Raw genomic sequence first — 22,123 nt, 5'->3', positions numbered from 1 at the left:
GGTATTGAGTAAATCGCGCTTTTTCAAATTCGTTGGCAATGTTATGATCTCTCTGATTTTTTTCAAGTAGAGTTATTGTGATTACTTTTCCTCTTTCTTTATCTGCTGATTGGCAGAGTACCGCTCAAGTAACTGGCTTATCTAACGCTGAGAAAGAGTGGTTATTTGAACCCCATTCTTTAACGGCTAAATTAAAAAGTCAGTCTCAGCGTTTTGCTGTAAAAGTGTTGAGTGAGCAAAAAGTAGACCTTTCGCAATCACAGCAAACGCTATTAAGTGAGCAGGTAAGTACAGTACTTAACCGTGAAGTGTTACTGTTGTGTGATGAACAACCGATTGTTTATGCTCAAAGTTGGTTGCCAGTAACAAGTAACAATACAAACAATCAGCTGCACAATATGGGAGAACGCCCGTTAGGTGATGTAATCTTTCAAGATCCTGCGTTAAAACGTACCGATATTGAAATTGCGCGCTTTGATGATAGCCACTCATTTCAATCACTGGTGAGCGAACTTAATTTACCGAATCGCTCTTTACTGGGCAGACGCAGCGTATTTTCTTTACATAACTATCAATTTTTGGTCTGTGAGGTTTTTTTACCAGGAGCTTACTTATACTCATGAAACTAGCCGCTTTGTCTGTTAATCATATTCCCTATTACATCCAGTTAATGCGAATTGATAAGCCCATAGGCACCTTATTGCTACTTTGGCCAACTTATTGGGCACTGTGGATAGCGAATGATGGCTTGCCTAGCTTAACAAATTTTATTGTGTTCACCCTTGGGGTAATAGTTATGCGTAGCGCAGGGTGCGTTATCAATGACTTTGCAGATAGAAAAATTGATGGCTCAGTAAAGCGTACTTGTCAGCGGCCGCTAGCGACCGGAGCGGTAAGTAGTGGCGAAGCCATTAGTTTGTTTTTATTACTCGTTGTCATCGCTTTTATATTAGTATTACTGCTTAATACCAATACTATTTTGTTATCGTTTGGTGCACTTGGATTAGCGTTTTGTTATCCCTTTATGAAACGTTACACACAACTTCCTCAAGTTGTATTGGGCGCGGCTTTTGGTTGGGCAATCCCTATGGCTTTTATGGCATCAATAAACTCTCTACCCGTGCAGGCATGGTTGCTATTTATTGCCAATATTTGCTGGACGGTGGCTTACGACACTATGTACGCAATGGTTGATAGAGACGATGATTTAAAAATAGGAGTAAAATCAACCGCTATTTTATTCGCCAGTTATGACCGCCATATTATAGCGCTACTTAACTTTAGCTTTTTTGCGCTGATGGTTTTAATTGGATTGATGAATCAAATAGGATTTAGTTTTTGGTTGGGATTAGCTATTGCAGCAATGTTACTTGTGTATCAACAGCGTTTGATTCATTTACGCCAGCGAGATAATTGCTTTAAAGCATTTTTAAATAACCATTACGTAGGACTGGCTATTTTTATTGGTTTATTATTTTCTTACCCCGTTTTTGCTTAACGGGGTGGGTCGATAATGCCACTAATTGACGCGTTTTTTCTGAACCAACCAGCAATCGAATAGCGGTTATCAACAGCAGGAAGTACTTCATGTACAAAGCGTTCGCTTTCAAATAATACCAAAGTGCCTGCCGTGGGTTTTATTACTATTTCTATGTCTTTACTTTTAGGCTTGTAAATAACTAGCTCTCCACCTTCCTCTGGAGAGTTCAAATATAATACGGTAGTAAAAACACGGTTTGAACGACCTTTAAATGCATCTACATGTTTTTTATAAAAATCACCTTGCGTATATTTTGCATAGTGACATTCATAATCAAACAAACCCATAAAGAAAGTTCGATTAAGCGTATTACGAACTGCTTCCATTACTTGCTGGTAGCCAAGTTGTGCATTTGAACTGCCATCAAACCAATAGGTTTTGTCTTTACGAACTGTATTATCAATTTGCAAGTTATTTAATCGACCAATACCAGCAAGGCTAAAGTGGGGATTTATTCTGTAGCAATCTGCCATTAAATCAAAGATTAGGTCACTATCAATGGCGTTTTCAATAATGGCATAACCATGCGTTTCAATCTGCTCTAGATAAATTCCAGAAGCTGTAAAGTTGTTCATTAACGCTAGTCATAATAGTAGGGAGCGTTAGTTTAATGTAAAAAAACTTTAAAGCTACAAATTTATCGCGTTCACCAAAGCGCATGGTGTAATGTTATGCTTTTGAGACTTTATTTATTAGCGAGAGTAAGTGGTCAACATGCTCACCTGCTTCTATTTGTTGGCTGGTTTGCACAATAAGTTTCTCATGGCTAATATCGTTATTAGTTTTAAGTTGAATCAAGTTATGGTTTTCTGCCACAGAGCTAGTGTGTTCAATACCGGCAATGGCAAAATGGTCTGATTTTTCAAGTCCAGCCATGACCTGCTCAATACTGCCCACTTTAATTGTTGAAACTTTATTTAATGAATCAATCACTTCATTAAGCATTGATTGCACTTGTTTTGACTGTGAAAAACAACTGAACATTGGATAACTTTCGAGCTCTTTTTTACTAATATCGCTTTTATTTGCTAATGGGTGTTGTTTTGAGCAAAACAAAATAAGCTGATCAGGTAATTGTATGTCGCTACCAATGCTATTGACTATTTGCGAGCATACACTAATGTCAATTTCCCCTTGAAGTAACTTTCTATGAAGCTCAGTTTTGTTTTGCAGCTGCATCTCAATTTTAATATGAGGGTACTGACTTAAAAACTCACCGCAGGTAATTGGCACTATGCTGCTGGTTGTTGTGGTGTAACCAATGACCAGTTTTTTCTCTTCAGTGCCATTAATCGATTGAAAAGCGCGGTGTTTTATTTGCTCTAACTCATTGAGGGTATTTTTAGCAAAGTCGAGGAAAAGCTCCCCCGCTTGAGTTAATTTAACTGAGCGAGTAGAGCGAGTAACAAGCTCATAGCCAAGTTCTGTTTCAAGAGTTTGAATACTACGAGTTAACGCAGATGTGCTAATTTGGGTTTGTTCTGCAGCTTGCCTAAAATGACGAAGTAGGCCAAGCGCTACAAACTGTTCTAATTGTTCAAATCTCACTATATAGTCCTTTTTTATAGGTAAGCTAGGGGAATTACAGATTAAATACTGACTTTATATCCCTATAGTTCAGTTGAAGTAATGTTTTTAACCACCTCATTAGATTAACTTTCTTTTTGCCTTATTTAAAGAGAATAGTTGCTAAAAGTTGTTATACCTTTGGGTAATGTTAAGTAACTGTTGGGTTTTATCATTAGCCTAATTTGTGCAATTTTATAACCGTTTTCATAGAATTTCGGTTTGTTAATTGCTGTTTTTGCTTTTAGAGTTAGGCTCAATAAAATTTTTACTCACTCTGTTGCTTAAAGGCTTATTTTCGATGTTTTGCAATTCAATTTCTATGGCATCACAAGAAATGTGAATTTCAAATAAGGAGGTAAGCAAAGATAGGCTTAAGCAACTTAAACTGACACCAAATAAAATAATGCCCGTGGTATTAAATTCTATAAATAATGCGAACATAGATAGCGTACATAATAAAAAAGCAGCGACTCCGTATACTTGCATGGTTCTTATTAATTTTATTCGCTTTCTAAGGTTGGTTATTTGCGCCACCACAACAGGACGAATAGATTCTCCTTCACGCGCATTCAGTTCTCGTATTAGTTGCGCTAGCACTAAAAATCGGTTTGTATAGGCGAGTAACAACAACGAGATTGCTGGAAAAAGTAAACCTGGAGTAGTTAGCGTCATAATGTGTCCTTAAATCATATTATTTGCTTTAGGTTACGCAGGCAAATTGTACACATAAAGTAAATGAGGTGGATATTGCAAAATATTAATAATAGCGATTCAAATATAACATCATTTGATTGGGTTACGCTTTATAACGCAGAAAATAGTTTAGAGGCCAATATTATAAAAGGATTGATTCTTAATGCGGGAATTGAGTGTCAAATTAAAGGTGAAATGCTGCAAGGTGCAATGGGCGAGATCCCGTTTGAGCAAACACAAGTAAGTGTGCAGGTTTATGCGATAAAAGAGCGCCATGCACGCGAAATATTGGTAAACTATCAGCAAGTAAAACAATCCGCTCCAGATTGGGTGTGCCCTAACTGTAATGAGCATAATGGATCAACATTTGATTTTTGTTGGTCATGTGGGACTTTAAAGAATGACAAAAGCGAATAATTTTCAGCGTATTAGAGAGTTAAATTACCTGCAAAAAGCGGTATTGGCCAGTGCGTTAATAGAGCGTATGTTGCCTAATTATGGACTGTTTAGTGAGGCTACCGGTTTTGGCGATGAGGTTATTTTACGTAATGCTTTAAATGTATGTTGGGAAAAGATACTGCTTCCTAAAAGTAAAATTGACTTAGAAAAGCAAGTCGAAAAAATTGAGCCTAATGTACCTGAACTTGCTGATTTTGATATGTTTGGCACTTACCCTGCGATTGACGCTGCCACCTCATTATTGAGCTTAATGCATGGCCTTTTAGCACAAGACGAGCAAGAATTTGTTAATGTGAGTAAAATATCGCAGGCAACTGTGGCTCGCTTTATTGAGTATCAAATGACGGTTGAAGGGGATGTTGCTGATAACAAAGCAGTGCGTGAACACCCACTAATGCAATACGAAATAGAGGTATTAAGTGAACTAATTGATTTTGTAGAAGCTATGGGGCGTATTACTGCTGAAAATGTAAAAGCATTGAAAAAGCATGTCCTTGCTGATGGCCAAACTAACATCGGTTTAGCACTTTAAGTTATTTGTTTTAAACACCTTGTTAGGTGGCAGGAGAATTAACAATGCGAATTTTAGGCATTGAATCATCATGCGATGAAACTGGTATTGCTATTTATGATGATGAAAAAGGGCTACTGGCTCATCAATTATATAGCCAAGTAAAAGTACATGCTGATTACGGTGGTGTGGTACCTGAGCTTGCATCTCGCGATCATGTACGTAAAACATTGCCGCTTATCGAGGCGGCATTTGCGCAAGCTGGCTGTGGACCTGAAGATTTAGACGGTATTGCCTACACGGCAGGACCTGGTTTAGTAGGGGCTTTGTTAGTAGGTACCTCAATTGGTCGCTCTTTAGCGTATGGTTGGGACATTCCAGCTGTAGCAGTGCACCATATGGAAGGGCATTTATTAGCGCCAATGCTTGAGGAAAACGTTCCCGAATTTCCATTTATAGCTTTACTCGTATCTGGCGGTCATACCATGATGGTAAAGGTCGCGGGTATTGGCCAATACGAAGTATTGGGTGAGTCGGTAGATGACGCTGCAGGTGAAGCATTTGATAAAACAGCTAAATTACTTGGGCTTGATTACCCTGGCGGTCCTCGTTTAGCTAAAATGGCTGAGCAAGGCGTTGCCAAACGGTTTATTTTTCCGCGCCCAATGACAGATAAGCCAGGTCTTGATTTTAGCTTTAGTGGCCTAAAAACCGCCGCTTCGATTGCTATTCGTGAAAATGATAGCGACGAGCAAACTAAAGCAGATATTGCCCATGCATTTCAAACAGCCGTTATAGATACTTTAGTGATTAAGTGTAAGCGTGCACTAAAGCAAACAGGTATTAAACGTTTAGTCATAGCCGGTGGTGTAAGTGCTAATACGCAACTGCGTTTGCAACTAGAGCGTGTGATGCAAGGTATGAGGGGCGAAGTGTATTACCCACGCACTGAGTTTTGTACCGACAATGGCGCAATGATTGCTTATGCTGGTATGCAGCGTTTAAAAGCGGGACAGTTTGCTTCGCTTGATATGAAAACTAAACCGCGCTGGCCAATTGATAGCCTAAAAGCAATATAGTTAACCAGAACCTAGGTTAGTTATTACTTCTTATCATTTGTAGGGGCTTGTTTAGTCCCTACTTTTGGTTCTTCACCCTTAAATAAACGCACAATATTAGTGCGATGCCTAATAATGATCAGTAGCGTAATAAAGGTCACGGGTAAGGTATATAACGGCTTTATCCACCATGTATATAAAGGTGCTAGCGTTACAGCTACTAACGCTGCAAGGGATGAGTAGCGGGTAATCGCGACAATAATCAGCCAAGTACCAATCAATAACCCACCTAAAGAGAGTCCTATCGGCAGTAACGAGCCAAATGCTGTTGCGACCGCTTTACCCCCTTTAAAACTAAAAAATAATGGGTACATGTGCCCTAAACATGCTGCAACCGCAATTAAACCAAGCTCTAGCGGCTCAAGTTTTAAAAAGTAAGCGCCCCAAACAGGGATAGTGCCCTTTAAAATATCAAATATTAAAACTAAGCATGCGGGGAGAGCGCCGCCTAAACGGTAGACATTGGTTGCTCCTGGGTTATTGGAGCCATTTGTGCGTGGATCGGGAAGTTTGAATAGCCGCGACACTAAAATGGCCGATGAAATCGAGCCGAGCAAATAGGCTAATACAAACATTAAAATGACTAACACGCGCTTCCTTATTTTTTAATCATTACTTTTAAGCTATTATTGGCGTCAAAATTTACGGGTTTCTTAAATTACTCGCAATTTTGTAATTATTCTATTGTAGAAGTAATTTTAGTATATTTAAACACTGATTAAAGTATATACAGTATTAATTTGATTGATACAATATGTAATTAACTCAGTGACTTGTTACAGTCATTTGGAGTATCAATGGACAAGGTATTTATATCACAATTGCATGTCGAAACGATTATCGGGGTGTATGATTTTGAAAAGAAAAGTAAACAAAGCCTGTACTTTGATATTGAGATGCTAAGCGACATTAAGCCCGCAGCACAAAACGACGATATTAACTTAGCATTAGATTACGCTAAGGTGAGTGAGCGAGTTATCGAGCACAGCACTGCTAAACCAGTCGAGCTTTTAGAAACGCTGGTGGAGCAATTAGCGCAAATTATCTTAACCGAATTTAATACTCCTCAAGTAACAATAAAAGTTAGCAAGCCTGCTGCAGTTCCACAAGCGCAAACAGTGGGTGTAGAGATTACGCGCATTAAGGCTACGGCTTAAATGGCGCAGATATTTATTAGCCTAGGGTCAAACATTAATAAAGCTGAGCATATTCGGCGTGCTCTAGTGGCGTTAAATCAGCACTTTGAAAACACACATCACTCATCAGTATTTGAAAGTGAAGCTGTGGGTTTTGCCGGTAATAACTTTTATAACTCAGTGCTTGCCGCCACCACTAACATGGCGCTTGTTGATGTGTGCGCGTTATTAAAACAAATTGAACGCGACAATGGCCGCCAAGCAAATGATAAAAAATTTAGCCCACGTACTCTGGATCTCGACTTACTCTTTTATGATGATGTGATTTGCGAGAGCCCAGCACAATTACCGCGTGACGAAATTACTAAAAATGCCTTTGTCTTGCAGCCTTTAGCTGAGGTGGCCCCTGATTTTTATCATCCGGTAGCAAAACAAACGATTGCCCAAATATGGAATGCATATAACAACCCTCAACAAAAACTATGGAAGGTGGAGTTTTCTAACCCATGAGTATTATAGAAATAATTGTTTTAGCCCTAATTCAGGGATTTACTGAGTTTTTACCTATATCGAGTTCGGCACACTTAATTTTACCATCACAAATTTTAGGCTGGGAGGATCAAGGGTTAGCGTTCGATGTTGCTGTTCACGTAGGCACTTTAATTGCGGTTGTTATTTATTTCCGTAAAGAAGTAGCCGATATACTCGGTGCTTGGTTTAAATCGTTTGGCGTGCAGGGCACAACTGATGATAGCAAACTAGGTTGGTGGATCATTTTAGGTACTGTGCCAGCAGCTATTTTAGGCTTGTTATTAAAAGATTTTGTTGAACTGTACTTACGCAGTGCATGGGTGATTGCGACCACAACAATCGTATTTGGTCTATTGCTTTGGTACGCCGATGCCAAAGGTAAGCAAATAAAAACAATCTATCAGTTAAACTGGAAAACGGCCCTCATTATTGGCTTTGCACAAGCCGTTGCAATGATCCCTGGCACTTCACGTTCAGGTATTACCATGACAGCGGGTTTAATGTTAGGTATGAACAAGCAAAGTGCAGCGCGCTTTTCGTTTTTATTAGCTATTCCAATCATTTCAATGATGGGTCTTTATTATACTGCAGAGCTTGCCCTTGGCGATCATATCGTAGATTGGACGGCATTATTGTTAGGTGTAGTGCTGTCGTTTTTATCAGCTTATGCTTGTATTTTTATGTTTTTAAAAGTGATTGAGCGAATGGGAATGCTACCATTTGTTATTTATCGTTTATTATTAGGTGTCGGTTTAATATTCTTTTTAATGCTATAAGCTATTAATCTTCAGGAAAGCCTCCCACTTTGGGAGGCTTTTTTATTTGCGCCAAGGGTTAATGGTAACTTAAGCTAAATTTTGGCATTATAGCGCCATTAAATTTTGCCCTAGAGCAAACTCCGCGCAGGATTAAAGGATAGTAAATGCATATACATATTTTGGGTATTTGTGGCACATTTATGGGTGGTATTGCCGCTATAGCAAAATCATTGGGTCACCACGTTACTGGGTCAGATCAAAACGTTTACCCACCAATGAGTACTCAGCTACAAGAACTGGGTATTGAACTAACACAGGGCTATGACGTATCTCAACTAGAGCCAGCTCCAGATATCGTTGTTATTGGTAATGCTATGAGCCGTGGTAACCCGTGTGTTGAATATGTACTCGATAAGAGCCTGCCTTATACCTCAGGACCTGAGTGGCTAAAACATAACTTACTACAAGATTCGTGGGTGCTGGCTGTGGCAGGAACTCATGGTAAAACAACCACCGCCAGTATGTTGGCGTGGATACTTGAATATGCGGGTTTAAAACCGGGCTTTTTAATTGGCGGAATTGTACAAAACTTTGGTCTTTCTGCGCGAGTTGGGCAAACGCCATTTTTTGTTATAGAAGCCGATGAGTATGACACGGCCTTTTTTGATAAACGCAGTAAGTTTGTTCATTATTTACCTCGAACACTTATTTTAAATAATCTTGAATTTGATCATGCTGATATTTTTGAAGATTTAAACGCAATTAAAAAACAATTTCACCATTTGATACGTACACTACCGCAAAGCGGCAAAGTGCTTTGGCCAAAAAATGATGAAGCACTGAGCGATGTGATTGCAAAAGGGTTGTGGAGCGAGAGCGAAACATTAGGTGATGATTGGAGTTATGAATTACTCAAAGCCGATGGTTCTCAATTTAATGTTTTACTAAATAGGCAGTTACAAGGCGTTGTTAGTTGGCAAGCGATTGGTGAGCATAACGTTAAAAATGCCATTATGGCTATTGCAGCAGCACGCCATGTGGGAATTGCAATAGAGCACAGTATTGAAGCTTTGGGCGAGTTTATCAGCCCAAAAAGGCGGATGGAGCTTAAAGCAGATATTAATCATATTAAAGTGTATGACGATTTTGCCCATCACCCAACGGCAATACAAACAACGCTTGCTGGGCTGCGTGCTAAAGTGGGCGATGAAAAAATTATTGCGATTTTAGAGCCGCGCTCTAACACCATGAAAATGGGAGTGCATCAATTTACACTTCTCGATTCACTTCGCGATGCAGATGATGTGCTGTTATTTGAACCAGAAAATTTAAAGTGGTCACTTAAAGAGCAAGCTGACAAAGCGGGTATGCAGTGCTTTGATTCTACAACCGCTATTATTGATACAGTGCTTGAGAATGTTGAGCCAAATCAACATGTTTTAATTATGAGTAATGGTGGTTTTAATGGTCTTCATCAGCAACTTGTTGATGGTTTGACCGATAAATACAGCGGAGAATAATGTGCAATTTAAAGATACAATTACCTTAGCATTTAGTGGCGCATCAGGCGCACCATATGGGTTAAGGCTGTTGGAAGTGTTACTTGAACAACAATTTCAAGTGTATGTGCTTATCTCAAGTGCCGCGCGCGTAGTTTTTGATACCGAGTCCAATATAAAGCTATCAGGGAATGAAGATAAAGCTACCGAGCAGTTAAGTGTATTATTTAACGCCAAGAGCGAACAATTAAAGGTATTTGGCAAAGATAACTGGTTCAGTCCGGTGGCTTCGGGCTCAGCAGCACCGAAAAAAATGATAGTATGTCCATGTAGTGCCGGGTCTGTGTCTGCGATTGCAATCGGCGCATCAGATAACTTATTAGAGCGCGCTGCCGATGTGGTGATAAAAGAGCGAGGTCAACTTATTTTAGTCCCTCGAGAAACTCCGTTTAGCGAAATTCACTTAGAAAATATGCTTAAATTGTCGCGTTTAGGGGTCACTATCATGCCCGCTGCACCTGGTTTTTATCATCAACCACAAAGCATAGAAGACTTAGTTGATTTTATGGTGGCGCGAATTTTAGATCATTTAAATATTGAACATAATCTCACAAAGCGCTGGGGTTATGGTGAGGGTAAGAAATGAATAAGCAAAATATTGCTTTAAATATTGAAGGCCTTACCAAGGTTTACAAAAATGGGGTAGAGGCAGTAAAAGGCATTGATTTACAAGTGCATGAAGGTGACTTTTTTGCACTACTTGGTCCAAATGGGGCGGGTAAATCAACCACTATTGGGGTGATATCTTCTTTGGTAAATAAGACCAAAGGTAAAGTTGAAGTATTTGGTCATGATATTGATACCGACCTAGAAGCAGCGAAAGCTAACTTAGGTTTAGTGCCACAAGAGTTTAACTTTAGCCAGTTTGAAACCCTAAGCCAAATACTCGTTAATCAAGCAGGTTACTACGGTGTACCGCGCGGCGAAGCGCACAAACGTGCTGACAAGTACTTAGCACAACTTGGGCTACTTGAGAAAAAAGATAAGCAAGCGCGTACCCTTTCTGGTGGTATGAAGCGTCGCTTGATGATTGCACGCGCCTTAATGCATGAACCAAAGTTACTTATTTTAGACGAACCAACAGCGGGCGTTGATATAGAGCTGCGCCGCTCAATGTGGGAGTTTTTAAGACAAATCAACGAACAAGGTGTGACCATTATTTTAACCACTCACTACCTTGAAGAAGCCGAATTACTGTGTAAAAACATCGCTATTATTGATACCGGTCGCATAGTTGAAAACACCACTATAAAAGCTTTATTGGCTAAATTAGACAAAGAAACCTTTGTACTGGATTTAAAACAGCCTACCAATCCAGTGACGCTTGAAGGGTATAATTTTACCATGACTGATGAGCACACCATTGAAGTTGAAGTGGCTAAATCACAAGGGCTCAATGCTGTATTTAGTGCGTTAACCGAACAAGGTAATACTGTGCTAAGCATGCGTAATAAAGCAAATCGATTAGAAGAATTATTTGTAGGTTTATTAGAGCAAGGGCGGGGCGAATAAATGTTTAAATATGGCGTAGCCTTAAAAAGTATTTGGATTAAAGAGTGTATTCGCTTTTTGCGTATTTGGGTGCAAACCTTAGTGCCGCCAGCGATTACTATGAGCTTATATTTTGTTATTTTTGGGAACTTAATAGGCTCGCGTATTGGCGATATGGGCGGCTTTAGTTACATGGAGTTTATTGTTCCTGGCCTTATTATGATGTCAGTTATAACAAACTCTTACTCGAATGTAGCTTCAAGCTTTTACTCAACTAAGTTTCAAAAAAGTATTGAAGAGTTATTGGTTGCACCTGTGCCTAATTACATCATTGTGTTGGGTTATATGGGCGGAGGCATGACCCGTGGCATTATTGTTGGCTTTATTGTAACGTGTGTTTCTTTATTTTTTGTAGATATACAAATACATAATATTTTTGTGATTATGGCCACTGTTATTCTTACCTCGGCGGTGTTTGCCTTGGGCGGGTTAATCAACGCTATTTATGCAAACAGCTTTGATGACATAAGTATTATTCCGACTTTTATTTTAACACCCCTAACTTATTTAGGCGGAGTGTTTTACTCAATCACTTTACTGCCTGATTTTTGGCAAATGGTGTCGCAAATTAATCCTATTATTTATATGGTTAACGCATTCAGATACGGATTCTTAGGCGTTTCTGATGTTGATTTAACGGTTGCGACTGCGGTGTTGTTGGTGTTTATCAGCGTATTATTTACTTTAGCACTGACGCTAATCAAAAAAGGTGTGGGGTTAAGACACTAATGAGCGATGCAAATTCACGTAGTATTGTATCTAATCAAGCGGGACTTCATGAAAAGCTTGATGAAATAGTTAATAAACACTTACAAGCCGAGTTTAAAAAGCCAATTGCAGCGCATACTCAAACCGCATTTGATGAAGTTAATGCTAAGGTGCAAACCTTTGATGGACCGCTTATTCTAGACTCCTGTTGTGGCGTTGGCGAAAGCACTGCTAATTTAGCGAAACGTCATCCTGATGCGTTAGTTGTGGGCATTGATAAGTCATCTCACCGACTTGATAAGCATGATGTTGAGTATAAACAAACTGAGAGTGGTCAATACATTTTGGTGCAAGCTGACTTAAATGATTTTTGGCGTTTAGCTGTCGCTGCTAATTGGCGGCCTACTCATCATTATTTGCTATATCCAAACCCGTGGCCTAAGTCTAAGCACATTCAACGGCGCTGGCATGGGGCGGCTATCTTCCCCTTTATTGTTAAATTAGGTGGTTTGCTTGAAGTGCGCAGTAACTGGGATATCTATGTTAAAGAGTTCGCCAGAGCGCTCGAGTTAGCTGGGTATCCTTGTCAAACCGCGTTGTTTGAATCAGATGAAGCAATTACTCCTTTTGAGCGTAAGTACTGGGCCAGTGGTCAGCAAAGCCACCGACTAGCCATTAATATTAATAACTAATTCATTGCTTTTTTAAAGTCAGTAACATGTGGCGTTGGTTTGCCAAGGAAACTACCTTGCATCAGCGTCACATTTAGTTGGCTGAGTAACTCTGCAACCGTATTACTTTCTACCGCTTCAATAACCAATTCAAGTTCAAGCTGCTGAGCTGTATCAGCGATATAGGTTATAAATAGCGACGTATTTGCATCATTTAACAGCTGCTTTGTGATTGCACCATCGAGTTTAATACCATCAACCTCCACTTTTAACGTATTGAGGGTATTAATAAATTCATTACCCCAGCAGTGCATCACCACCTTTGCCCCCTTACTTTTTACCATTGCGATAAATGACTTTATTTCATAGTAATGTGAAATAACCTGCGACTCTAAAATCGAAATAGTAATGTTTTCAGGATTAGGGTAGCGATGAAGCTCATACGCAATATGATCATAAATAGTGGGATCTGCAATGTTTTCAGCGCACAGCGTTAACTCCCAACAAATTGTTGATTTACGAAAACGTGAAACACATTGAGTAAATAGGGTATGGGTTAACATGCCATTCATACGAAGTCTATCTAGTGCATTTGCAAAGGTATCAGGGGTTAAAATCTCCCCTTGTGAAGTGACTATTCTCGGTGAGCAATCATACCTAATAACTTCATCGGTATGAGTATTTATAACCGGCTGGAAGTAAGGAACAACACGATGAGCATCAAATGCTTCACGAATTTCTTTTGCTATTTCAACATTATATAAATATAGAGATTTAGCGTCGTTAATTGCCTCACAGTAGTTAACTATGCTCTGATCGCCCTGCTTAGATTGCAGTAACGCAATATGAGCATTCTTAAGCAGTAATGACTTATTGCCTCTAGCTACACCAGCGTTAAGGGTAATATAAATAAAAGGCTGATTTAAAAACGGTATATTTTTATCATGTGACTGGATGATGCTATATAGCTCATCAAAGGGAGTTTCTTTATCAGTCAAAATAGCGAGTTTATTAGTTGCAATACGATAAATACGTGCGTGCAAACGGGCTTGCTGCTTAAAGTGAGTGAGCAGCTTTTTCATCACTTCATCGGCTGTTTTTGTGCCAAAAAAACGGCTGATATTATCAATTTCGTTCACTAAAATAATCGCAATTTGTAAATGATGTTCATTGCTTTTTTTTAGCCGTTTTTCTAAGGCAATATGATTTTCAAATCCGCTTGCATGGTCGCTCATTAATGAACGACGTACTCCATAGTAATAAAGAATATAAACTATTAATAAAATAATAATTACGCAGCAAAAATGAAACATAGATTGATATAAGTCTGTTTTTAACGCATTGCTAATTTTATCAACGCTAATATCTGCAGCTGTAATATAGGTTCTGCCATTTTTTGCCAGATGAGGAATATATACTGTTTTAGAATGGCCGCGATGCGCTGTTGAGGTTTCAAAAATAGGGGATGTTGATAAAAATGCAGCTATGTTGATGGGCGTGGCTTCGGGGTAAAGATCTAAAAACTGAGTAACTTTACCGTTATTTTGATCATCTTGAGTGTAACTAGAGGCAGTAAAATAAACATTCTCATCAATCAGTACCATTGAATATAAATAATCTATATTTAAATCATTGGCCAACGCCGAAAGCTGGTCAGCTTTATTTTGATAGCTTGAAAAGCTAATTTCTTGCGCTACTTTATCGTGATAATCACTACCTAAAATGTACTTTACGCTGGTGGCTGCATTTAATAAACGATTATCAATGCTGCGTATCACATCATTATTGATGGCAGTGTAGGTGTAGTAACTGTAGCTTATTAAGCTGACTAAAAAAAAGACGGTACCGAGCGCCAACCGAGTTAATTTTAGATTTCCTTTTAGCATGTAATATCCTTATTTTTTGTTAGATTTATTATACTTAAAAATTATAAATGCCCAATATTTTAATTACCCTTTGTACTAAATATAAAAAATAGTGAAATGTTATCTATTTTGTATTGTCTTTTATGGCTTAAAACGAGACATTTTTGTCATATTGCAGTAAAGTTAGCGCAATTTTTTAGAAATGCCGTTGCTTAAAAACACCTTAAATTAGCGTGTTTTACAAACTAACAGGTGTTTTAGTCACACACTAGGTATGAAGATGGATCAAAAGCGTTGTGCCGTCGCCTCTAAAGAAAGCCTCAAACGGATATTTACCGTTCCAGAGGCACCTGACTCAACTTTGAGCAAAATAGAGCTTGAAATTTCGAGTAATTTAGCAGGTTTCTTAAACGAAAATATCGCGGCAATTGAAAAACCATTACATGAAATAGAAAAAGATTTTCAATCGGCGGCTATCCCTGAAGAGCCAACGTTTGTGTCTTGCTATGCCCAAGATATTATGGAACAGCTGGTTGCTCATTCTGTACATACCGCAGCGCCAAGCTTTATTGGTCATATGACGTCTGCTCTGCCACATTTTTTACTGCCGTTATCGAAATTAATGGTTGGGCTAAATCAAAACCTTGTAAAAATAGAAACCTCAAAAGCGTTTACCCCATTAGAGCGTCAAGTTTTAGGAATGATGCATCATTTAGCTTATGGACAAAATGATGGCTTTTATTCTAAATGGATGCACAGTGCAAAAACCTCTTTAGGAGCATTTTGCTCTGGTGGCACAGTAGCTAACATTACAGCACTTTGGATTGCCCGCAACCGCTTATTGAAAGCGGATGGCAACTTTAAAGGCATTGCTGCACAAGGTTTAGTGGCGGGAATGCTCCACTATGGTTACAAAGGACTGGCGGTTTTAATCTCTGAGCGAGGTCATTACTCGTTGGGCAAATCGGTAGATTTACTAGGTATTGGCCGTGAGAATTTAATTGGTATTAAAACATCGGCTGATAATAAAGTTGATGTAGATGCTATGCGAGAAAAAGCGCTAGAGCTTGAAGCGCAAGGCATTAAAGTGATGGCAATTATTGGTGTAGCCGGAACGACTGAAACTGGTAATATCGATCCACTTGAAGACATGGCTAATTTAGCACAAGAAATTAATTGCCACTTTCATGTTGATGCGGCGTGGGGCGGAGCTACTTTACTTTCTAATACCCATAGGCACCTTTTAAAAGGTATTGAGCATGCAGATTCAATCACCATTGATGCGCATAAACAAATGTATGTACCGATGGGAGCAGGTTTGGTGCTGTTTAAAGACCCTGCTGCAACTGATGCCATAGAGCATCATGCTGAATATATTTTACGTAAAGGCTCTAAAGATTTAGGCAGCCATACCCTTGAGGGGAGCCGCCCTGGTATGGCGATGTTAGTGCATGCTTGCTTACGTGTTATTGGTCGTAAAGGCTATGAAATGCTTATCGATCGCAGTATTAAAAAAGCCCGTTACTTTGCTGATTTGATAAAAGCAGATGAAGACTTTGAATTAATATCAGAACCTGAGCTATGTTTGCTAACTTATCGTTATGTCCCTAAGCAAATTAAAAATGCGATAGCACAGGCCAACGCACAAACCCGTTTAGATATTTTTGCCGCGCTTAATCGTTTTACTGCAAGCATGCAAAAACGTCAACGTGAATCAGGTCGCTCGTTTGTATCGCGTACACGTTTAACGCCAGTTCAATATGATAACCAACCAACCGTGGTATTTAGAGTGGTGCTTGCGAATCCGCTTACATCAGGTGCAATATTAAAAGAGATATTAGAAGAGCAGAAAGAACTAGCTCAAACCGACCCTGTATTTAAAAAGTATTTACGAAAATATATGTAACTAACCTGAACTCTGGTTAAGAGGTTTATTAACATATTGAATCAAAGATGATATTTATGTTTATTTTCTCTAGCCAGAGATTTTCAGTGAAAACAAGGCGAACTTACGCGTCAATAGCTAGCCTATTGCAAGTAAATTCAACGCAGTTAGCGCTAAAAATAGCTGCTTGAGATAGATTTATTATTCAGAGTTCAGGTTAAATATAAATGCTATAAAAAAGACGCTTAATAGCGTCTTTTTTGTTACTGATTAAAAGCAACTCGCCTTTATGAGGTTGCTGATAATTTGTTGCGAAGGCTTTATTTTTTCCATCGCTAAATATTCATCGGGCTGATGCGCTTGGTTAATTGAACCCGGTCCCATGACGATGGTTTCACAACCCAGTTGTTGTATAAATGGTGCCTCAGTACAGTAATTAACAGCCACTGCTTTTTGCCCTGCTATATTTTCGGCTAGTTTAACTAACGCGCTGTCTGTGCTTCCTGTAAATGCTGGAATTGGCTCATGTAAATCAATCACACTGACCGAATTAGGGTATTGCTGATTTATATCGTAGGTTGCATCAAGCAGCAATGCTTGCAGCTCTTGTACACTTAAGCCAGGAAGAGGGCGCATATCAATGTGCATTTCACAGCAACCGCAAATCCGATTTGCATTATCGCCCCCATGAATATTACCTAAATTGAGCGTTGGGTAAGGAATTTCAAAGTGATTTATTGAATATTTATTCTTAAGTTGTTCTTTTAAGATTAGCAATTTTGTAATCACTTTATGCATTACTTCGATGGCGTTAAGACCCCGTTCGGGATCTGAGCTATGTCCTGAACGGCCGACAACTCTTATTGCTGTACTCATATGACCTTTATGAGTAAATACCGGAGTCATATCAGTAGGTTCACCAATAATACAGCGACTTGGCTTTAAATTTGGGTGCTTACAGATTTGTTGTGCGCCAGCCATAGTGGTTTCTTCGTCTGCGGTGGCTAATATTAAAATTGGTTGTGTTTGTTGCTTTTCATCAAGCTCACTAATAGCCTGCAGTACAAAAGCAAAAAAACCTTTCATATCAATGCTACCTAAGCCAAATAGTTTGTTATCTCGCTCAGTTAATTTAAATGGGTTGTGATTCCAACGACTATCATCAAATGGCACCGTATCAGTGTGACCTGCCAGCATTAAACCGCCGTCGCCTTGACCGCGTTTTGCTAATAAGTTGTAGCGGCCTTTGTTGCCTTTTAATTCTATTATTTCACAGGTAAAACCTAAGCTTTGACACCATTGCGCTAGGAGTTCAATGACACTCTTATTACTCATGCATAAATGATCTTCAATGGCACTAATAGAGGGGGCAGCAATCAATTGCTGGTACATCGAAATAAATGACGGCAGAGACATAAAAAATTCCAAAATAAGTATTCATTTTAATTGCATAACAATATAAAAGTATTTATGATGAATATCAATTCACTTTTTAAGCATAAATATATTAAAGTTACGCCATGAAAATAATACGACGATAGTTATCACTCACAAATTTAATCTGTTTGGCTGGGTTAGACCCTAGTGTAAACAAACAACATGGAATGTGGTCACTAATTTTAGATAAAGAGTAAATAATGAACGTAGTAATTATAGGTGCCAGCGGTTACAGCGGCGCAGAACTGGCTAGCTTAGTAGCAAAACATCCAACGCTTTCACTAACTGGCTGTTATGTATCAGCGCAAAGTTTAGATAAACATAAGTTGCTTAGTGAATTGTATCCTGAGCATTTAGGGTTACTTGATTTACCTTTGCAGCCACTAAATGAACATGCACTTGCTGATATCACTCATTCAGCAGATTACGTTTGCCTGTGTACCGATCATAAAGTAAGTGTGGATTTAGCGCCTCAGTTTTTAGCGATGGGCAAAAAGGTATTTGACCTCTCTGGTGGCTATCGTCTTGCAAGTAATGATGATTACGTTACTTATTATGGTTTTGAACACCAACATCCAGAACTACTCAATCAAGCGGCATATGGTCTTGCTGAATGGAATAGTAAAGCCATTACTGATGCTCAGCTAATTGCTGTTGCTGGCTGCTATCCAACGGCTGCATTAAATGCATTAAAACCTCTTCAGCAAGCGTGTTTGTTGAGTGATGAAAAAATTATTATTAATGCGGTTTCTGGCGTAACGGGCGCAGGGCGTAAAGCCAGCCTAGGGACTCATTTTTGTGAGGTATCACTTGCACCCTATGGTTTGTTTAATCACCGTCATGGGCCTGAAATACAACAGCATCTAGGTCATGAGGTGTTATTTACTCCTCATTTAGGTAATTTTCCGCGCGGTATTTTAGAAACTATTTATGTGCAATTAAAGCCGGGTGTGACCAGTGAGCAAGTAGCTAAAGCTTATCAAGTATTGGCCGATGAGCCATTAATTCGTTTGCTTGGCAGCAAAATTCCTTCGATTAAAGGGGTGGCCAAACAACCTTATGTAGATATTGCGTGGCAGCAGCAAGGCTCACAGTTAATAGTAATGGCAGCAATTGACAACTTATTAAAAGGGGCAGCTGGTCAGGCTTTGCAATGTATTAATTTATCAATGGGGCTTCCCCACACTACAGGTCTAATAGGAGCGTTTAGATGAGCAGTAAAACGTGGGTTATTAAACTCGGTGGTGCAGTACTCAATACTGAAAATGCCGCTAAAGCATTATTTGAAATACTCAACGAGCAAGATGATGCTCAGTTTGTGATTGTGCATGGGGGGGGGTCATTAGTTGATAGCTGGTTAAAAGAGGCTGGTTTTGCCAGTGCTAAACACCAAGGTTTACGTATTAGCCCTAAAGAACAGATGCCTTATATTGTTGGAGCCCTTGCGGGTGCGGCAAACAAACAACTCATGGCGCAAGCAATTAGTGTTGGTCATAAGCCGGTGGGGTTAAGTTTATATGAAGCAGGGATCACCGCCTCGCAAAAATTAAAAGCATTGGGTCAAGTAGGTCAATGTCACAACAATGCTGATTCTATTATTAATGATTTACTCAGTGCTGGCCGGTTACCAATCATCAGTTCTATCGGCTTTGATGAGCAGGGCTTGTTATACAACGTTAATGCCGATGAAGCAGCCGCCGCAATGGCTAATAATTTAAATGCAGAACTTATTTTTATGACAGACGTAGAGGCGGTACTTGATGTCAGTAAGCAGCCTTTACATCAACTTGACACAAAACACATTGATACTTTAATTGCAGAGGGAGTAATTGTGGGCGGGATGGAGGTCAAAGTTAAGACCAGTCTTCACGCTGCCCAACATTTACGACGCGGTGTGTACATTTCCAGCTGGCAAAAGCCAGAAAACTTAACTGCTTTGCTGCAAGGCGAGCATGTCGGAACTAAAGTAACACCATAGGTTGAACATGTTTAAAGATTTTTTAACGGGTCTAGAATTAGACCAACAAGGCGCACTAAATTTATTAAAGTTAGCGCAAGATATTAAAGAAAGCCCGAGTAAATATAGCCAAGTATTAGCTGGTAAGTCAGTGGTTACTTTGTTTGAAAAGCAAAGTTTACGTACTCGCCTTTCATTTGATATTGGTATAAACCGTTTAGGGGGCCATGCGGTTTACCTTGACCAACAAAATGGTGCAATGGGCGCCCGCGAATCAATAAAAGATTTTGCCTTAAATATTTCGACTTGGGCAGACGGGATTGTTGCGCGGGTTAATCAGCACAGTACGTTAACGACACTCGGTGAGTATTCGTCGGTTCCTGTGATTAATAGTTTGTGTGATTTATATCACCCATGCCAAGCATTAGCTGATTTTTTAACGCTACAAGAAGTACATGGCGATGTTAGCCAGTTAAAGCTTGCCTACCTAGGTGAGGGCAATAATGTAACACACTCATTAATGCTATTAGCCGCTACTTTAGGAACAGACTTTGTCGCTGTAACACCAAAAGGCAGCTCACCTGATTCGCAAGTACTTAAAAAAGCAGAGCAAATAGCAGCGATGAATGGCGCTTCTGTAATGGTAAGTGACAGGGTTGAGGCTGCAGTAGGCGCTAATGTTGTTTACGCCGATACCTGGGTATCAATGGGGGATACAACTCCTCTTGAGCAAGTAAAAGAAAAATACATGCCTTATCAATTAAACCAGGCATTGTTAGAAAAAACCGGTGCAACTACGGTATTACATTGCCAACCGGCACACCGTGAGTTTGAAATTACTTCTGAGGTAATGGATGGCCCTGCATCAAAAATTATACAGCAAGCAGAAAACCGCATGCATGCGCAAAATGCGCTATTAGTTACATTGTTAAATCCAAATTTTGTTAAGGAACACCTATGAGTTCAATTAAAAAAGTCGTTTTAGCCTATTCAGGTGGTCTTGATACATCGGCTATCGTGCCATGGTTAAAAGAGAACTACGGCTGTGAAGTTATTGCCTTTGTTGCCGATGTTGGCCAAGGCGCTGAAGAACTTGAAGGCGTAGAAGCTAAAGCTATAGCGTCTGGTGCATCTGAGTGTTACGTGGTTGATTTAAAAGATGAGATGGTAAGCGATTATATTTACCCAACGCTTAAAACGGGTTCTATATACGAAGGGACTTATTTACTTGGTACTTCTATGGCGCGTCCAATCATTGCTAAAGCGCAAGTTGAAATTGCACGTAAAGTAGGTGCCGATGCACTTTCTCATGGCTGTACGGGTAAAGGTAACGACCAAGTACGTTTTGAGTCATGTTTTGCCGCACTCGCACCTGATTTAAAAGTGATTGCGCCATGGCGTGAGTGGGATTTATCAAGCCGTGAATCATTGCTTGATTACCTAGCTGAACGTGACATTCCATGTTCTGCGTCAGCAACTAAAATTTACAGTCGTGATGCTAACGCATGGCATATTTCACACGAAGGCGGTGAACTTGAAGACCCTTGGTGTGAACCAAGTGAGCAAGTATGGACTTGGACTAACTCACCAGAGCAAGCACCTGATAAAGCTGAACACGTCACTTTATCGGTTGTTGAAGGTGAAGTAGTTGCTGTAAATGGCGAAGAGCTTAAACCTTATGATTGTTTAGTTAAATTAAACGATATTGCATCACCTCATGGTGTGGGACGTGTCGATATTGTAGAAAACCGTTTAGTTGGCATGAAATCGCGTGGTTGTTATGAAACGCCAGGCGGTACTGTGATCATGGCGGCGCTTCAAGCAATAGACGAGTTAGTACTTGATAAAGCGAGCCGTAAATGGAAAGAAGTACTCGGTGGTGAATTTTCACACTTAGTCTACGACGGTCGTTGGTTTACGCCGCTAAAAGATTCTATTTTAGCCGGTGCAGAAGCGCTGTCTACACTAGCAACGGGCGAAGTGGTACTTAAGCTTTATAAAGGCCAAGTCACTGCGGTTCAGAAAAAATCACCTAACAGTTTATATAGCGAAGATTTTGCTACCTTTGGTGAAGACGATGTTTATGACCAATCGCACGCAGAAGGCTTTATTCGTTTATTCTCGCTATCAAGCAGAATTTCAGCACTAGCTAAAAAGTAACTTTTTATGCCCCTT

The 22,123-nt window shown here is 39.6% G+C and carries 24 protein-coding genes; 18 read left to right on the top strand and 6 right to left on the bottom strand.

Going from position 1 to position 22,123, the window contains the following annotated elements; translation table 11 throughout:
- Positions 1-77 precede the first annotated feature (77 nt).
- Both P3J6_RS04835 and ubiA read left to right on the top strand, forming a co-directional pair.
- On the top strand, positions 78-623 hold the full coding sequence (locus P3J6_RS04835; protein WP_198522358.1) for a chorismate--pyruvate lyase family protein: 546 nt from the start codon (positions 78-80) through the stop codon (positions 621-623).
- On the top strand, positions 620-1,498 hold the full coding sequence (gene ubiA / locus P3J6_RS04830) for a 4-hydroxybenzoate octaprenyltransferase (RefSeq protein ID WP_198522357.1): 879 nt from the start codon (positions 620-622) through the stop codon (positions 1,496-1,498). The genes P3J6_RS04835 and ubiA overlap by 4 nt, the downstream gene beginning before the upstream one ends.
- On the opposite strand, the gene P3J6_RS04825 is transcribed toward ubiA, so the two are convergent.
- The 3 genes from P3J6_RS04825 to P3J6_RS04815 all read right to left on the bottom strand — a co-directional run bounded on the left by P3J6_RS04825 (position 1,495) and on the right by P3J6_RS04815 (position 3,781).
- Entirely contained in the window at positions 1,495-2,115 is a 621-nt protein-coding gene (locus P3J6_RS04825; protein ID WP_054201981.1) for a 2OG-Fe(II) oxygenase, read from the bottom strand. The genes ubiA and P3J6_RS04825 overlap by 4 nt on opposite strands.
- A gap of 94 nt (positions 2,116-2,209) precedes the next feature.
- Positions 2,210-3,088, bottom strand: a complete 879-nt coding sequence (locus tag P3J6_RS04820; RefSeq protein WP_198522356.1) for a LysR family transcriptional regulator — start codon at positions 3,086-3,088, stop codon at positions 2,210-2,212.
- A gap of 243 nt (positions 3,089-3,331) precedes the next feature.
- A complete protein-coding gene (locus P3J6_RS04815) occupies positions 3,332-3,781 on the bottom strand; it encodes a DUF2721 domain-containing protein (RefSeq protein WP_131690620.1) in 450 nt (149 codons plus the stop codon).
- Positions 3,782-3,856: 75 nt separating this feature from the next.
- Here P3J6_RS04815 and P3J6_RS04810 point away from each other — a divergent pair, with 75 nt between their 5' ends.
- Genes P3J6_RS04810 through tsaD form a run of 3 tightly spaced genes read left to right on the top strand, consistent with a single transcriptional unit; the run spans position 3,857 to position 5,851 of the window.
- Positions 3,857-4,219, top strand: a complete 363-nt coding sequence (locus P3J6_RS04810; RefSeq protein ID WP_010391010.1) for a putative signal transducing protein — start codon at positions 3,857-3,859, stop codon at positions 4,217-4,219.
- Entirely contained in the window at positions 4,203-4,793 is a 591-nt protein-coding gene (locus P3J6_RS04805) for a YjaG family protein (RefSeq protein WP_178955297.1), read from the top strand. Before P3J6_RS04810 ends, P3J6_RS04805 begins: the two co-directional genes overlap by 17 nt.
- 44 nt (positions 4,794-4,837) lie before the next feature.
- Positions 4,838-5,851: a tRNA (adenosine(37)-N6)-threonylcarbamoyltransferase complex transferase subunit TsaD gene (gene tsaD, locus P3J6_RS04800; RefSeq protein WP_198522355.1), complete on the top strand. Its 1,014-nt coding sequence runs from the start codon at positions 4,838-4,840 to the stop codon at positions 5,849-5,851.
- 23 nt (positions 5,852-5,874) lie between these two features.
- Here tsaD and plsY read toward each other — a convergent pair whose 3' ends face one another.
- A complete protein-coding gene (gene plsY, locus P3J6_RS04795; RefSeq protein ID WP_010391012.1) occupies positions 5,875-6,480 on the bottom strand; it encodes a glycerol-3-phosphate 1-O-acyltransferase PlsY in 606 nt (201 codons plus the stop codon).
- A 207-nt stretch (positions 6,481-6,687) separates the two neighbouring features.
- Here plsY and folB point away from each other — a divergent pair, with 207 nt between their 5' ends.
- The 8 genes from folB to trmB all read left to right on the top strand — a co-directional run bounded on the left by folB (position 6,688) and on the right by trmB (position 12,825).
- Entirely contained in the window at positions 6,688-7,047 is a 360-nt protein-coding gene (gene folB, locus P3J6_RS04790) for a dihydroneopterin aldolase (RefSeq protein ID WP_075170696.1), read from the top strand.
- A complete protein-coding gene (gene folK / locus P3J6_RS04785; RefSeq protein ID WP_075170695.1) occupies positions 7,048-7,536 on the top strand; it encodes a 2-amino-4-hydroxy-6-hydroxymethyldihydropteridine diphosphokinase in 489 nt (162 codons plus the stop codon).
- Entirely contained in the window at positions 7,533-8,333 is an 801-nt protein-coding gene (locus tag P3J6_RS04780) for an undecaprenyl-diphosphate phosphatase (protein ID WP_010391016.1), read from the top strand. The genes folK and P3J6_RS04780 overlap by 4 nt, the downstream gene beginning before the upstream one ends.
- Positions 8,334-8,479: 146 nt before the next feature.
- Complete coding sequence (gene mpl / locus P3J6_RS04775) at positions 8,480-9,835, top strand: UDP-N-acetylmuramate:L-alanyl-gamma-D-glutamyl-meso-diaminopimelate ligase (RefSeq protein ID WP_198522354.1); 1,356 nt, start codon at positions 8,480-8,482, stop codon at positions 9,833-9,835.
- Between the two features lies 1 nt (position 9,836).
- The gene (locus P3J6_RS04770) at positions 9,837-10,460 is read left to right on the top strand and encodes a flavin prenyltransferase UbiX (RefSeq protein WP_075170693.1); all 624 of its coding nucleotides are present in this window, start codon (positions 9,837-9,839) and stop codon (positions 10,458-10,460) included.
- A complete protein-coding gene (locus P3J6_RS04765) occupies positions 10,457-11,386 on the top strand; it encodes an ABC transporter ATP-binding protein (protein ID WP_198522353.1) in 930 nt (309 codons plus the stop codon). The genes P3J6_RS04770 and P3J6_RS04765 overlap by 4 nt, the downstream gene beginning before the upstream one ends.
- Positions 11,387-12,154 (top strand): ABC transporter permease, encoded by a 768-nt coding sequence (locus P3J6_RS04760; protein ID WP_198522352.1) that lies wholly within the window; start codon positions 11,387-11,389, stop codon positions 12,152-12,154.
- A complete protein-coding gene (trmB, locus tag P3J6_RS04755; RefSeq protein WP_198522351.1) occupies positions 12,154-12,825 on the top strand; it encodes a tRNA (guanine(46)-N(7))-methyltransferase TrmB in 672 nt (223 codons plus the stop codon). Before P3J6_RS04760 ends, trmB begins: the two co-directional genes overlap by 1 nt.
- On the opposite strand, the gene P3J6_RS04750 is transcribed toward trmB, so the two are convergent.
- Positions 12,822-14,690, bottom strand: coding sequence for a GGDEF domain-containing protein (locus P3J6_RS04750; protein WP_198522350.1), 1,869 nt, complete (start codon positions 14,688-14,690; stop codon positions 12,822-12,824). The two genes, trmB and P3J6_RS04750, sit on opposite strands and share 4 nt — an antisense overlap.
- A 259-nt stretch (positions 14,691-14,949) precedes the next feature.
- On the opposite strand from P3J6_RS04750, the gene panP reads away from it, so the two are divergent.
- Positions 14,950-16,575 (top strand): pyridoxal-dependent aspartate 1-decarboxylase PanP, encoded by a 1,626-nt coding sequence (panP, locus tag P3J6_RS04745; RefSeq protein ID WP_138571145.1) that lies wholly within the window; start codon positions 14,950-14,952, stop codon positions 16,573-16,575.
- 249 nt (positions 16,576-16,824) lie between these two features.
- Here the strand turns inward: panP and argE are convergent, their stop codons facing one another.
- On the bottom strand, positions 16,825-17,970 hold the full coding sequence (gene argE, locus P3J6_RS04740) for an acetylornithine deacetylase (protein ID WP_198522349.1): 1,146 nt from the start codon (positions 17,968-17,970) through the stop codon (positions 16,825-16,827).
- 221 nt (positions 17,971-18,191) lie between these two features.
- Between argE and argC the strand changes: the two genes are divergently transcribed.
- The 4 genes from argC to P3J6_RS04720 are packed head-to-tail and all read left to right on the top strand — an operon-like array spanning position 18,192 to position 22,108.
- Entirely contained in the window at positions 18,192-19,205 is a 1,014-nt protein-coding gene (argC, locus tag P3J6_RS04735) for an N-acetyl-gamma-glutamyl-phosphate reductase (protein WP_178955319.1), read from the top strand.
- Positions 19,202-19,969: an acetylglutamate kinase gene (argB, locus tag P3J6_RS04730; RefSeq protein WP_198522348.1), complete on the top strand. Its 768-nt coding sequence runs from the start codon at positions 19,202-19,204 to the stop codon at positions 19,967-19,969. Before argC ends, argB begins: the two co-directional genes overlap by 4 nt.
- A 7-nt stretch (positions 19,970-19,976) precedes the next feature.
- Positions 19,977-20,909, top strand: coding sequence for an ornithine carbamoyltransferase (locus P3J6_RS04725; RefSeq protein WP_010391031.1), 933 nt, complete (start codon positions 19,977-19,979; stop codon positions 20,907-20,909).
- Positions 20,906-22,108, top strand: coding sequence for an argininosuccinate synthase (locus P3J6_RS04720; protein WP_076920188.1), 1,203 nt, complete (start codon positions 20,906-20,908; stop codon positions 22,106-22,108). Before P3J6_RS04725 ends, P3J6_RS04720 begins: the two co-directional genes overlap by 4 nt.
- Positions 22,109-22,123: the final 15 nt, after the last annotated feature.

This window comes from Pseudoalteromonas sp. 3J6, assembly GCF_903995135.1.
Taxonomy (GTDB): Bacteria; Pseudomonadota; Gammaproteobacteria; order Enterobacterales; family Alteromonadaceae; genus Pseudoalteromonas.
Note: the sequence above shows the minus strand (reverse complement) of the source record. Positions and strands in the feature narration are given on the sequence as shown.

Coding starts and splice junctions, on each gene's coding strand:
- folK (WP_075170695.1), top strand. CDS start 7,048: ATGGCGCAGATATTTATTAGCCTAGGGTCAAACATTAATAAAGCTGAG.
- P3J6_RS04720 (WP_076920188.1), top strand. CDS start 20,906: ATGAGTTCAATTAAAAAAGTCGTTTTAGCCTATTCAGGTGGTCTTGAT.
- argE (WP_198522349.1), bottom strand. CDS start 17,970: ATGTCTCTGCCGTCATTTATTTCGATGTACCAGCAATTGATTGCTGCC.
- P3J6_RS04725 (WP_010391031.1), top strand. CDS start 19,977: ATGTTTAAAGATTTTTTAACGGGTCTAGAATTAGACCAACAAGGCGCA.
- panP (WP_138571145.1), top strand. CDS start 14,950: ATGGATCAAAAGCGTTGTGCCGTCGCCTCTAAAGAAAGCCTCAAACGG.
- ubiA (WP_198522357.1), top strand. CDS start 620: ATGAAACTAGCCGCTTTGTCTGTTAATCATATTCCCTATTACATCCAG.
- P3J6_RS04750 (WP_198522350.1), bottom strand. CDS start 14,690: ATGCTAAAAGGAAATCTAAAATTAACTCGGTTGGCGCTCGGTACCGTC.
- P3J6_RS04760 (WP_198522352.1), top strand. CDS start 11,387: ATGTTTAAATATGGCGTAGCCTTAAAAAGTATTTGGATTAAAGAGTGT.
- P3J6_RS04765 (WP_198522353.1), top strand. CDS start 10,457: ATGAATAAGCAAAATATTGCTTTAAATATTGAAGGCCTTACCAAGGTT.
- P3J6_RS04805 (WP_178955297.1), top strand. CDS start 4,203: ATGACAAAAGCGAATAATTTTCAGCGTATTAGAGAGTTAAATTACCTG.
- folB (WP_075170696.1), top strand. CDS start 6,688: ATGGACAAGGTATTTATATCACAATTGCATGTCGAAACGATTATCGGG.
- mpl (WP_198522354.1), top strand. CDS start 8,480: ATGCATATACATATTTTGGGTATTTGTGGCACATTTATGGGTGGTATT.
- argB (WP_198522348.1), top strand. CDS start 19,202: ATGAGCAGTAAAACGTGGGTTATTAAACTCGGTGGTGCAGTACTCAAT.
- trmB (WP_198522351.1), top strand. CDS start 12,154: ATGAGCGATGCAAATTCACGTAGTATTGTATCTAATCAAGCGGGACTT.
- argC (WP_178955319.1), top strand. CDS start 18,192: ATGAACGTAGTAATTATAGGTGCCAGCGGTTACAGCGGCGCAGAACTG.
- tsaD (WP_198522355.1), top strand. CDS start 4,838: ATGCGAATTTTAGGCATTGAATCATCATGCGATGAAACTGGTATTGCT.
- P3J6_RS04780 (WP_010391016.1), top strand. CDS start 7,533: ATGAGTATTATAGAAATAATTGTTTTAGCCCTAATTCAGGGATTTACT.
- P3J6_RS04825 (WP_054201981.1), bottom strand. CDS start 2,115: ATGAACAACTTTACAGCTTCTGGAATTTATCTAGAGCAGATTGAAACG.
- P3J6_RS04815 (WP_131690620.1), bottom strand. CDS start 3,781: ATGACGCTAACTACTCCAGGTTTACTTTTTCCAGCAATCTCGTTGTTG.